This window comes from Fulvimarina thalattae, from assembly GCF_040239565.1.
Classification (GTDB): Bacteria; Pseudomonadota; Alphaproteobacteria; order Rhizobiales; family Rhizobiaceae; genus Fulvimarina.
The window spans coordinates 306,747-318,544 of record NZ_JBEHWS010000005.1; the positions used below are offsets into that span (position 1 = coordinate 306,747).

General features: G+C 61.6%; 7 protein-coding genes. 3 read left to right on the top strand and 4 right to left on the bottom strand.

Annotated elements, in window-relative coordinates; genetic code table 11:
• Window positions 1-63: 63 nt before the first annotated feature.
• Together ABRA89_RS09365 and ABRA89_RS09370 are read right to left on the bottom strand one after the other, a co-directional pair.
• Window positions 64-1,599 carry a cryptochrome/photolyase family protein gene (locus tag ABRA89_RS09365; RefSeq protein ID WP_349941199.1) on the bottom strand — a complete coding sequence of 512 codons (1,536 nt, stop codon included), beginning with the start codon at window positions 1,597-1,599 and terminating at the stop codon, window positions 64-66.
• Between the two features lie 4 nt (window positions 1,600-1,603).
• Window positions 1,604-2,332 (bottom strand): SDR family NAD(P)-dependent oxidoreductase, encoded by a 729-nt coding sequence (locus tag ABRA89_RS09370; RefSeq protein ID WP_349941200.1) that lies wholly within the window; start codon window positions 2,330-2,332, stop codon window positions 1,604-1,606.
• Between the two features lie 344 nt (window positions 2,333-2,676).
• Between ABRA89_RS09370 and ABRA89_RS09375 the strand changes: the two genes are divergently transcribed.
• Window positions 2,677-3,789, top strand: coding sequence for a GNAT family N-acetyltransferase (locus ABRA89_RS09375; RefSeq protein WP_349941201.1), 1,113 nt, complete (start codon window positions 2,677-2,679; stop codon window positions 3,787-3,789).
• A gap of 22 nt (window positions 3,790-3,811) precedes the next feature.
• Window positions 3,812-4,735 (top strand): hypothetical protein, encoded by a 924-nt coding sequence (locus ABRA89_RS09380; protein WP_349941202.1) that lies wholly within the window; start codon window positions 3,812-3,814, stop codon window positions 4,733-4,735.
• Window positions 4,736-4,832: 97 nt separating this feature from the next.
• Here the strand turns inward: ABRA89_RS09380 and ABRA89_RS09385 are convergent, their stop codons facing one another.
• Window positions 4,833-6,836: a PhoX family protein gene (locus ABRA89_RS09385; protein WP_349941203.1), complete on the bottom strand. Its 2,004-nt coding sequence runs from the start codon at window positions 6,834-6,836 to the stop codon at window positions 4,833-4,835.
• 330 nt (window positions 6,837-7,166) lie between these two features.
• Here ABRA89_RS09385 and ABRA89_RS09390 point away from each other — a divergent pair, with 330 nt between their 5' ends.
• Window positions 7,167-10,349 carry an EAL domain-containing protein gene (locus ABRA89_RS09390; protein WP_349941204.1) on the top strand — a complete coding sequence of 1,061 codons (3,183 nt, stop codon included), beginning with the start codon at window positions 7,167-7,169 and terminating at the stop codon, window positions 10,347-10,349.
• 749 nt (window positions 10,350-11,098) lie between these two features.
• Here the strand turns inward: ABRA89_RS09390 and ABRA89_RS09395 are convergent.
• Window positions 11,099-11,798, bottom strand: a 700-nt coding sequence (locus ABRA89_RS09395) for a hypothetical protein (protein WP_349941205.1), incomplete at its 5' end; no start/stop codon positions are given.

The window sequence follows — 11,798 nt, forward strand, 5'->3', positions numbered from 1 at the left end:
CAAAGACCTAGGAAAGACGCTCTGCCGGTACAGGAATGCGGGCTGCTCTCCGCCACTCGGTCCTCAATAATCCCCCGTCGCCACCAGCCCGTCGAGAAACTCTCGCGCCTCTTTCCGTGATTGCTTCAGCTTCTCCTCGTTCATCCGGTCGAGCGTCGCATAGGTGCGGTTGAGGCGGGGATTGCCCTTCAGCCGCTCCTTGTTGCGGGCGATGAAGTCCCAATAGAGCACGTTGAAGGGGCACGCCCCCTCGCCGACCTTCTTGTTCGGCGAATAGGTGCAGTTGCCGCAATAGTCGCTCATCTTGTCGATGTAGTTCGACGAGGCCGCGTAGGGCTTCGAGGCAAAGAGCCCGCCATCGGCATAGAGGATCATGCCGACAACGTTCGGCATCTCCACCCATTCATAAGCGTCGTGATAGACGACGAGATACCATTCCTGCACCTCGCGCGGATCGAAGCCGCAGAGAAGGCAGAAATTGCCGATCACCATCAGCCGCTGGATGTGGTGGTTGTAGGCGCTCTCCCGCACCTCCTTGAACGACTGTTCGAGACAGTTGAGATCGGTCTCGCCGGTCCAGAAGAAGTCCGGGAGCTTGCGCTGGGCGTTCAGCTTGTTGGATGAGGCGTAGTCCGGCATCTGGTTCCAGTAGACACCGCGAATGAACTCGCGCCAGCCGATGATCTGGCGGATGAAGCCCTCAACCGCATTGATCGGGGCATTCTCCTCCCGGTAGGCATCTTCTGCCCGGTCGCAGACCTCGCGCGGGTCGAGAAGCCCGCAATTGATCAGCGCCGAGATGTGGGAATGGAAGAGCAGCGGCGCGCCCTCGCGCATCGCGTCCTGATAGGTGCCAAAATCCGGCAGCGCCTCGTCCAGGAACCAGCGCAGATAATGCAGCGCCTGTCGCCGCGTGACGGGATAATCGAAGTCTTCGAGTGACCCGAAATGATTGCCGAAGCGCTTGGCGACCAGACCGAGCACCGCCTCGGTGGTTTCGTCCACAGCGTAGGTCGGCCGCTCCGGCGCGGTGATGCGCTTCTTCAGCGGTTCGCGATTGGAGTGATCGTAGTTCCACTTGCCGCCGGCCGGCTCGTCGCCGTCCATCAGATAGCCGGTGGCCTTCCGCATTTTGCGATAGAAGAACTCCTGCCGCAGCTCCTTGTTGCCCTCGGCCCAATCGTCGAAAGTCTCGTGGTCGCAGAGAAACCGGTCGTCCGGCCTGATCTCGACCTCGCAGCCGAGCTCTTCCCGCCAGTCCTTCATCATCTGGAGAACGCGCCATTCGCCCGGCTCGGTCACGACCACCCGATCCGGCTTGTGGCGGTTTACCGCCCGCTTCAATTCTTCGGTGAAGGAGCCCGTGTTCTTGTCGTCGTCGAGCGTGACGTAATCGACAGTCACGTCGCGCTCGCGCAGATCGTCCGCGAAATGCCGCATCGCCGAGAACAGGAACGCGATCTTGCGCTGGTGGTGCCGCACATAGTTCGCCTCCTCCGCCACCTCGCACATGAAGACGACATCGCCTTCCTCGATGTCTTTCAGCGAGGAGAGATCACGGCTCAGCTGATCGCCGAGAACGAAACGAAGGGTCGCCATAGGGTCAGCTCCGCATCACGCGGATCGCCGAGCGCCCGCCGTCGACGCCGATAACCTGGCCGGTGATCCAGGAGCCGGCATCGGTGAGCAGCAATTCACCCATCGCGGCGATATCGTCCGGCTTTCCAAGCCGCGGGATCGCGTGCATCTTCGCGACGGCATCGGCCATCTTGTCGTTCCCGGCCACGGTCTGACCAAGCGGTGAATCGACGAGCGACGGAGCGATCGCGTTTACCCGCACCTTCGGCGCATATTCCGTCGCGAGTGTCCGCACGAGGCCGACCACGGCGCCCTTCGCCATGGCGATCGAGGTATGGGCCGAGAAACCCTGATCGACAGCCACCGTCGAAAAGAACAGCGCACTCGCACCGTCTTCCGCATTCGTGAGAGCCTTAGCCGATGCCTGGAATGCCTGTGCCGCACAGAGCGCGTTCAGGCGAAAATCGTTCAGGATGTCGTCCGCTGTCACTTTCGCGAAGGGCTTCAGATTGATTGAACCGACCGCGTAGCAGAGCCCGTCCAGACGCTCGCCCGCTTCTTCGGCGCAGGCTTCGATCGCGCCATCTTCCATGACATCGCAGCGGATCGTCTTCGCCGACAAGGTCTCTCCAAGGCTTTTCAGTTCTTCTTCATTTCGTCCGGCGAGCACCAGTTCATGTCCGGCTTTGGAGAGCCGGCGCGCGATCGCGGAGCCGATGCCACCATTGCCGCCGTAGATCAGATAACGTCCCATGAAATGTGCTTCCCGCCTGTTGCTTGATGCGATCCACCGATCGCCTTGTCAGGTCAGGCAAATTGGAACAGTCTGGGCGCCGCAAAAGGTCGTTAAGGAGAGGAACGGGTGCGACCAATCGATCCGCCGAGTACCTTTGCTAAGACTTTCTTACCTTAACCTTACATCAAACGCGACCTTTTATCTTTTCCTAACGTTAGATATAATCTTTTCTCGTTAGCAACTAAATTCTCAATGTAGTCCGCGCATGGTCGAGAACTTCGGATCGCCTGCTCTTTTCAGGCGTCCGTCGATTTGAATGCGCGCGCGGCGTGCCAGACCGACCGAAGAAGAGACGCCTTTCGATGAGCACCAAAACTTCCGTGAAAGCCGCCGATCGTCTCGATGCCGAACAGATTTACGTTCGGCTCGAAAGCAGTCTCGACTTTACTTCGGAAGACTATGCCGGGCTCTTTTCCGCTTCGAATGCGACGGCGTTCCAGCATCCGGTCTGGCTGACGGAATTCTATGGCAAGCTCGCCGCCGCCCGCGGCGCTTCCCCGATCATAGTAACCGGGCGTGACGCCGGGGGACGCCTCCTCTTCATGCTTCCGATGATCCTGCGCCGCATCCGCGGCTTCAGGCTGCTCGAAGCCAATGATCTCGGCGTCAGCGATTATTGCGCCCCCGTGATCCGCACGGACGCCCGCGGAACGCTCATTGCCCAAGCGAACCTTCGGAGCGCGATTGCAGCAGCGCTTCCCGCTCACGATCTCCTGCGCATCCGCAACTGCCGCGCCGCGACGGCAGATGACTGGCAGCTGTTCTTCGCCGAACCGTTTCGGGACCACGATTTCAGCGCCCACGCGGCAGAACTCGGCCGCGACTACGAAAGCTGGCGATCCACGGCACTGCCCGACTCCTTCCGCAAGCAACTCGACCGCAAGAAACGCCGTTTCTTCAAAGCGGGTGAGGTCAGTATCGAACAGCTCACCGATCCCACCGCGATCCGGGAGGCGATCACCGCTTTCGCCTCACTCCGGAACGGGCGCTTCGCAGGCGACATGATCCAGTGGCCGGCCGTCGAAGAATTCTACGCAGACATCGCCGTCGCCGGCTGCGCGAGCGGCTTCGCCCGCACCTACAAGATGAGCTTCGACGGTGAACCGGTCGCCTATCTCTTCGGCCTCTGCCATGCGGGCCGCTTCAACTACCTCCTGATCGGCGGCGACTACGACCGTTTTGGCCGCCATTCTCCGGGGCTTGTCTTCTATGACGAGCTGATCCGCGAATGGATCGCCGAGGGCGGATCGGTCTTCGATTTCACCATCGGCGACGAGGCCTTCAAGGCCGATTTCGGAACGAAACCCACCCGCATGGTGACGCTGGAGACCCCGGGGAGCAGCTTCGGCCGTCTGGCTCTTGCTGCTCGTGCGGCCCGGCAACGCGTGCGTGGCTGGAAGAACAAGAAGAACTGACACTCGAAAGCGGATGGCTGGAATGGCAGCGGCAGTAGGAGACAAGGCCATGGGCAAAAAGCCGGCATTCCTGGAAAATTCGGTGATCATCGGGGCCCATCCCGACGACGAGATGCTGTGGTTCGGCTCGATCGTGAAGGATGTCGATCAGATCATCCTCGTCTATCGCGACTTTTGGGCCGACCCGTCTCGCGGCCCTGCCCGCGCGGAGGCGCTCGCCAACCATCCCCATCCCAATCTCACCAGCCTCAATATCGCGGAAGCCGGCACCTACGGCTGCGCGGACTGGTCCGCGCCGGCGCCCAGCGAGAGAGGCATCGCCTTCTCGATCGCGGCCGATCTGCGGGAGGTCAAACGCAAGGTCAAGCAGGTCGTCGGTCGCGTGACGCCGCTCGATCTCAATTATGCCGACAGCAGTATCCGCAATGCCTATGCGGAGAACTACGACAAGATCTATGCCGCACTCAAAGACCGGCTTTCGCCGGAAATGAACGTCTTCACCCACAATCCCTGGGGCGAATACGGGCACGAAGATCACGTCCAGCTCTTCCGCGTGCTCGATGCCTTGCGCAGCGAGATCGGCTTCACATTGTGGATGTCGAACTACTGCACCGAGCGCTCGCTGCCGCTTGCCATGCGCTACTTCGGTGCAGATCATGGCGGATATATTCGACTGCCGGTCGACAAGGCCCATTGCGATCTGATCGCCGACGTCTATCGCGATGCCGGCTGCTGGACCTGGGCGGAAGACTGGTGCTGGTTCGACGAGGAATGCTTCATTAGGGCGCCCAAGCAGATGAGCAATCAGAAGACTTACAAACACCTGATGCCGATGAACATCTTCTCGATCGAAGAACCACGCCGGCGCTGGTCGTGGGAAAAGCTTGCCGCGACCGTGCCGCCAGCGATGCTCGGCATGGGCTACGTCATGAGCGAATTTTTCTGATCAAGGCTCTGCTCAATCCTCCGCGAAAGAACGCGGAAGCCAAAGAAGAAGGGGCGCCCCGTCGGAGCGCCCCTTCTTCATGTCAGGGTCTCGGCTCTCAGGACGTCGCGATCTTGCCGCCGCCTTTTTTGGTGATCGCAACCACGGACGGTCGCACCGGCATGTTGTCCTTGAAGTCCGGCCAGCGGGTCGACGGATCCTCGTAATAGGACGGGCGACCGAAGCCTTCCCATTCCTCGCCGCCATCGCCCGGGTGCTGGACCGCAACGAAGAAGGTCGCGAGGTCCGGCGTCGGCTGCGGGCCGCACATCTCCGCGCCCACCGGCACACGATAGAACAGCTTGGACGTACCCCGCGCCTCGCCTTCCGTGTCCATCGCCCAGAGCCCGTCCGTGCGGCCGGTCTTGTCGGCGGAGTTGCCGTCGGTCGAGACCCAGAGCCGGCCGTCGCTATCGACGGCGCAGTTGTCGGGCATCCCGAACCAGCCGTTCTCGGTCGTCGCCGTCGAAAAGGTCGCGCCCACATCCGCGATCGACGGATCGCCACACTGGACGAGGATTTCCCAGGTGCCAGAGGTACCGGCGAAGTCACCGCCCTCTTCCGAGATTTCCACGATATGGCCGAAGGCGTTGTCGACGCGCGGATTGGCGGCATTCGCCTCCTCGCGCTTCGTATTATTGGTCAGCATCACATAGACGCGGCCGTTCGTTTCGTTCGGCTGGATGTCCTCGGGACGGTCCATCGGCGTCGCGCCGAGAAGATCGGCGGCCTTGCGGGTCTCGATCAGGACGTCGGCCTGGCTCTCGAATCCGTTCTCGGCGGTCAACGGGCCTTCGCCATGGGTGAGCGGCATCCACTCGATGCTGCCGTCCTCGTCGAACTTCGCGACATAGAGCGTGCCCTCGTCGAGAAGGTTCATGTTCGCGGCGCGGTCGTCCGGATTGTAGGTGCCGGCGGTCACGAACTTGTAGACGTAGTCGAAGCGCTCGTCGTCGCCGAGATAGAAGACGACCCGGCCATCCTTTGCCACGATCGATTCCGCGCCTTCATGCTTGAACCGGCCGAGCGCCGTGCGCTTCTTCGGCACGGAGTTCGGATCATCGACATCCACCTCGACCACCCAGCCGTAGCGGTTCGGCTCGTTCGGCTCTTTGGAAATATCGAAGCGGTCGTGGAAATTGCCCCATTCGTAGGAGCCGTCCGGCACGCCGTAGCGCCCGTAGTTCTCGGCCTCGCGATGGCCCTCCGGCAGCTCGCCGATGAAGTAGCCGTGGAAATTCTCCTCGGCCATGACATAGGTGTTCCAGGGCGTCACACCGCCGGCGCAATTGTTCAGCGTGCCGAATACCTTGGTGCCGGAGGCGTCGGCATTGGTCTTGAGGCGATCGCTCCCGGCAGCCGGGCCGGTCAGTTCCATCTCTGTCGTTGAGGTAATGCGGCGGTTCTTGGCGCCGTCGCGCACCACCTGCCACTTGCCGCTTTCTTTGCGGATCTCGACGATCGTGCCGCCATGGGCCGCCATCTCGATGTCGACGCGCTTCCGGTCGGCCGGAGCGACGACGAGTTCGGCCGCCTGCTCGCCGCCCTTGACCGTCACGACCCCCGGGAACATCAGATGTTCGTTGGTATACTCGTGGTTGACCACGAGCAGGCCGTGCTCCGACGAGCCGTCGATCGGGATATAGCCGACGAAATCGTTGTTGTAGCCGAATTGCTTCTCCTGGGATTCGGGCGTCTGGTTCGTCGGATCGAACTCGGGCGAATCAGAAAAGAGCGGATCGCCCCAGCGCAGGAGAACGTCGGCGTCATAGCCCTCGGCGACGTGATGATCGGCATCGACGCCGGCAACCACCTCCTTGAAGTCGAAAGACGTCTTGCTGCCGGCGGCATGGGCTTCGTCCGCCGCCATCAGGGCCATCGGGGAGACCGTCGCGGCGATCGCCGTCGCGGCCATGGAGCCCCGCAGGAAGGAGCGGCGTGAGAACCGCTTGGCGATAATCTCGCCCATGGTCGGATTGGAGGTTGGGTTGAGGCCCGGTCCGTCGGCCTCCTCCAACTGGCTCGTCTTGAAGATGGCTTTCGGCGTCACGTGCTCGTTCATCGGGGGCAAGTCCCTGCGGTTCAAGAAATCGGTAGGCGCGGCGCGACGTGCCCTGATTGGCGCATGCGGGATGTGCCGCATGGAAGGTCGGCGCCTCGGCCTGTCTGGAACCGTTATAAATCTCCGATGACAGGTGGATGACGCTGCGCCGTGCCAATCGTCCGCGGCGAAGCGGCCGGCGGACCGGCGCTTCCCGCTCCTCACGCCAGAAGCGCTGCTCTTCAAGGGCTCCAGAAAAGCTGCCCGATTTGAGGCAGAGCCACATTTCACAGCAATTTACACAAAGTTGAAGGTCTCGAAATAAGTTGCAGTCGTTACGAGGAGCCTGCAATGCGAAACACGATCCCGGTTCTCGCCCCATCAGTCGCGCTGACTTTCCTGGCCGGAACCGCTTTTGCTCAAGGCGGCAGCCTCGTGGAAGAGACCGCCGAGGCGCGCCTGACCGGCCTTGCGGCCGCACTCGACACCACCTGGATCCTCGTGGCGGCCGCCCTCGTCCTCCTCATGCAGATCGGCTTCATGATGCTCGAAGCCGGAGCCGTGCGCACCAAGAACGCCATCAGCGTCGCCCAGAAGAACCTCCTCGACATCGCCTTCGCGACCATTTCCTTCGCCGGCATCGGCTACATGATGGCCTTCGGTCTGTCCTATCCCACCGGCTATTTCGGCTGGGATTCCAACCTCATCTTCCTCAATGCCATTCCGAACGAGAACATTGCCTTCTTCATCTTCCAGGTAATGTTTTGCGGCACGTCGGCGACGATCATCTCCGGCGCCGTCGCCGAGCGCATGGGGCTGCGCGCCTATATCCTTCTCAGCATCCTGCTCGCCGCCGTCATCTATCCGGTCTTCACCCACTGGGCATGGGGAGCGGCCCTCGGCGACGCACCCGGCGCGTTCCTCGCCAATGCCGGCTTCGTCGATTTCGCCGGCTCCACCGTCGTCCATGCCACCGGCGGCTGGATGGCGCTCGCCTGCATCATCGTCCTCGGCGCCCGCGCCGGCCGTTTCGACGGCGATCATCCGATCCGCTTTGGCGGCCACAGTGCGGTCCTCTCCTCAGCGGGCGCCCTCATCCTCTTCGTCGGCTGGATTGGCTTCAACGGCGGTTCGACGCTCGCAGCCTCGCCGGACGTGCCGCCCATCGTTCTCAACACGATCCTTGCCGCCGCCGCCGGCGGCGTTGTCGGCTATGGCCCGCACTGGTGGCGTGGCACCCTCAGCCCGGACCGCGCGATCAACGGCATGATCGGCGGCCTCGTCGCGATCACCGCCGGCTGCCACCTCGTCGGTCCGGACGGTGCCCTCCTCCTCGGCGCGCTCGGCGGCTCCGCGGCCAACCTCGCCAATCGCGCGATCGAAAAGCGCTTCAAACTCGACGATGCGGTCGGTGCCGTGGGCGCTCACGGCGTCGCCGGCGTCGTCGGCACGATCGGCCTCGTCTTCGTCGCGCCGGAAGCCTCCCTGCCCGCCGGATCGCGTCTCGACCAGTTCTACATCCAGGCCGCCGGCGTCGGCCTCAACTTCGTCTGGGCCTTCGGCTGCGGCCTCCTTCTCATCCTCCTCGTCGACGGCCTGATGCGGGTCCGCGTCTCGGCGGCCGACGAAGCCCTCGGCCTCAACGAAAGTGAGCACGGCGTGCGCCTTGGCACCGGCAATCTCGAATTCGCCCTCGATTCGCTCACCCGCTCGACGACGGAGAAAAACCTCCACATCCCCGTGCAGGCAGGTGACGATTCCGAAGATCTCACCCGGCGCCTCAACGCCCTGATGGACAAGCTTCAAAAGACCGAAGCCGAGCGCCGCAAGCTTTCCGAATCCGCCCGCGACCGCGACGAGGCCGAACGCTTCGCCGCCCTTGGCGAGATCACCGCCGAGGCGATCCTCCTGCTCCACGAGGGGCGTGTCAGAAGCGTCAATCCCGCCGCAGAGACCCTGTTTGGCGTGGATTACGAAACCCTTGCCGGACGTACGGTGGAATCGCTCGCTAAAATCAACCGGCTCGACCAGCTCCCCGCCTGGCTCGACGCTTCCGACGGCACCCTCTCCGAAACCATCCTGCTGACCGACGACGGTCGATCCGTCCCTGTCGAAGCACGCGTGCGGGTCACGAATTTCGAAGGCCGCGAAGTCTCGATCGTCAGCCTTCTCGATCTCAGCGAGAAGATCGCAGCGCGCGAGCGCATCTTCCATCTCGCCCTCCACGACACACTGACGGACCTGCCGAACCGCGAACTCTTCAACCGCCGACTCGGCGAAGCGCTCGACGAGCCGGACACCTCGTCAGCCTCGGCGCTGCTCCTCGTCGACATCGACAAGTTCAAGGACGTCAACGACATCCACGGCCACCCCTCGGGTGACGCCGTTCTCGTCGCCGTCGCCGAACGCCTGAAAAGCTGCGTGCGCAAGGGCGATACGGTCGCGCGCCTCGGCGGCGACGAATTCGCCCTCATCCAGACCGGCCTCAGCTTCGCAACCCAAGCCGCCGATCTCGCCCATCGGGCGCTTTCCGCGATTTCGGAGCCGCTCGCCCTGCCCTCGGGCGCGACCATTCAGCCGCGTGCCAGCATCGGCGTCTCGGTCTTCCCGCGTGACGGGGAGACCGCCGAAACCATGCTCCAGAACGCCGATCTCGCCCTCTATGCGGTGAAGGAAGGCGGCCGCAACGGCTTCAAGCTCTTCGAGGACGGCATGGGTCAGGCCCTGCGCCTCCGGCAAGAGCTGGAGACCGATCTCTCCTACGCCATCGATCGCGGAGAACTCGAACTCTATGTCCAGCCGCGCGTCGACCTGAACGCCGGCCGGATCGCTTCCTACGAGGCACTCCTGCGCTGGCAGCGCGGCGACAGTTTCATCTCCCCCGCCGATTTCATCCCGATCGCGGAGGCTTCAGGCCAGATCGTCGAACTCGGCGAATGGGTGATGCAGGAGGCCTGCCGCATCGCAAGCGACGAGCTCACCGAAGCCGCGATCAGCGTCAATGTCAGCCCGCGGCAGTTCCTCGATCCCAACCTCGTGCCGATGATCGAGCGCAACCTCAAAGCCACCGGCCTCGATCCGGCCCGCCTCGAGGTCGAGATCACCGAGGGCGTCCTCATCGACGACGACCGGCGCGCCTTGCGCATCCTCGGCGAACTGCGCGAGCTCGGCCTGCGCATCGCGCTCGACGACTTCGGCACGGGCTATTCCTCGCTCAGCTATCTGACACGCTTCAACTTCGACACGATCAAGATCGACAAGAGCTTCGTCCAGTGCACCGAGGAAAAGTCCTGGCACGTCATCTCTTCAGTCATCGCCATGTCCCGCGGCCTCAAGGCCTCCGTCGTCGCCGAAGGCGTCGAAACCGAAGAGCATCTCAAGCGCCTCGCCCGCGAAGGCTGCGCGGAAGTCCAGGGTTACTTCATCGCCCGCCCGGCCCCGGTCGCCAAAACCATCCGCGAACTCCCCGCCGACCTCCGCCGCGCCCTCCTCGACCGGCCTGCGGAGACATGGCCGGAAGCGGCCTATGCCTGAAATCGCCAGCGGCCCCTATCCCAAGACCGCACCCGGTTCCCCAACCTTGGTCTGCCGCGATCTCCCCTCCTTCGTCACCCCGGTGAATCTCATCGGATGGTCCGTAAGAATTACTAGACGGGTATCCTTTATTCAGTTTAATCTGCCGGGTTCTATTGGGCGATGTGTATCGTGATCCATTGCCATCCCGAAGAGGTTTTTTGTCCACCCTGCGTCATCTCGCAGTTTCTGGTAGGATTCCCTCTCTACATCGCTTAGATCTTTTCCCTCTTAATCCTCGACATTGTCGTGGATTGGTTCAGCTTCATCCTCTTCTGTTTTCTGTTTCTCCGACAAACCTCCGCGCCTTGATCTTTTAGATCTCGCGGGTGCGAGCGCCAGTATGCCCGACTTGGCCGAGGGAAAAATACGGCGGGCGGGGAGTCCAGCTAAGCAGACGGCCGGAGGAACCGTGATATTCGGGTTTGGCGAGCGACCAAGGAAACGCTCATCGCCGACTGCATTGCCTCTGCCACAAGGCGGGCCTTCTCAGCCGTCGACCAAAGGCGTCTGCGCTGCACTGAGGTGATGACTCCAACCCGTGAAAACCAGCCGTCCGAAGCTTTCGACATAGTCGTACTTATAGGCGGATGCCTATGCCTTATCCGCTATACCGACTGTCAGGTGGAAATACGGAGCGGTTCAGATAATTCCTCCGGCAGTCTCGAAATGGAGGGCTTTCGGAGATGCCCAGCTGAAAACCGCAGTTTCTATGTGAATTGTTCAATATCTAGATTTTGAGACAGTATTGAAATATCGCCGCCGTATATGCAGGAAATTGTGACTAAGCACCCGGATTCTATTTCTTTCACATACCGCGCGATTTGGCTTAAAAGATCGGATCGATCACCAGAACGCCCATCCAGCAAATGAGCCCAGCCAATATCGCCGGCAAGCATCGCATCATCCGGTTTATTTCGGATGTCCCATACGAACACGTCGCTAACGATTGAGTTTTCCCAAAGAGACGATACATTGATCGCAATAACACCACTAAAATGCATGGCGGTGCTCATATTACGGCCTGAAGAAATAGATATTTCAAAAACCCGCGAACTGGTATCGTAATTCAATTTTGAAACAATACCGTCATGTATTCCTCTTATGTTGAGCCGCCCGCGCTCGTCCGTGGTCCAGTTCATTCTTGTGCTCCATACATTATGATGACGGCGTGATACGCCACGGTCTTGGCGGATCGTTAGGGTTTGGCAGCCGCGATGGACCTCTGTCCAGATGTGTTGGAGCCCCCCTCCCTCCGGACGGCTCCAATCGTGACTATGGTCACCCGCGCCAATTCCGGACTCGTCTGAATGACCGGCGTCACGATCTGTCAGCGGATATCCGTCTTCGCCATACGTCCGGCTATTATCCGGGCCTTGGACTGTCGATCCTGGTTCGCCTTTGAACGGA

Excerpts from the sequence above, each read along its gene's own strand:
- ABRA89_RS09370 (WP_349941200.1), bottom strand. The coding sequence starts at position 2,332 with ATGGGACGTTATCTGATCTACGGCGGCAATGGTGGCATCGGCTCCGCG.
- ABRA89_RS09365 (WP_349941199.1), bottom strand. The coding sequence starts at position 1,599 with ATGGCGACCCTTCGTTTCGTTCTCGGCGATCAGCTGAGCCGTGATCTC.
- ABRA89_RS09380 (WP_349941202.1), top strand. The coding sequence starts at position 3,812 with ATGGCAGCGGCAGTAGGAGACAAGGCCATGGGCAAAAAGCCGGCATTC.
- ABRA89_RS09385 (WP_349941203.1), bottom strand. The coding sequence starts at position 6,836 with ATGAACGAGCACGTGACGCCGAAAGCCATCTTCAAGACGAGCCAGTTG.
- ABRA89_RS09375 (WP_349941201.1), top strand. The coding sequence starts at position 2,677 with ATGAGCACCAAAACTTCCGTGAAAGCCGCCGATCGTCTCGATGCCGAA.
- ABRA89_RS09390 (WP_349941204.1), top strand. The coding sequence starts at position 7,167 with ATGCGAAACACGATCCCGGTTCTCGCCCCATCAGTCGCGCTGACTTTC.